This window comes from Bradyrhizobium sp. BRP22 (genome assembly GCF_020194175.1).
In the GTDB taxonomy this organism is placed as follows: Bacteria; Pseudomonadota; Alphaproteobacteria; order Rhizobiales; family Xanthobacteraceae; genus Bradyrhizobium.
The window spans coordinates 1-255 of sequence record NZ_JADYVX010000161.1; the positions used below are offsets into that span (position 1 = coordinate 1).

Here is a 255-nt window from a genome sequence, read left to right on the forward strand (position 1 = left end):
GGAATGCCCTTGGCCTGGAGAAACGAGTGGAAGCCCATGACGCCGAGGCCAACGGAGCGCTCGCGCAGGGCGGCGTAGCGGGCACGCTTCATTCCGTCCGGCGCCACCGTGATGAAGTGGGTGAGCACGTTGTCGAGGAAGCGCATGACGTCCTCGATGAAGCCGGGCTCCTTATTCCACTGGTCCCAGGTCTCGAGGTTGAGCGACGACAGGCAGCACACCGCGGTGCGCTCCTCGCCGCGATGATCGATGCCG

Annotated in this window: 1 pseudogene; it reads right to left on the bottom strand. The window is 65.5% G+C overall.

The window, feature by feature from the left end:
- Positions 1 to 255 (bottom strand): annotated as a pseudogene (locus I6F35_RS39800) (ribonucleotide-diphosphate reductase subunit alpha); the annotation flags it as partial.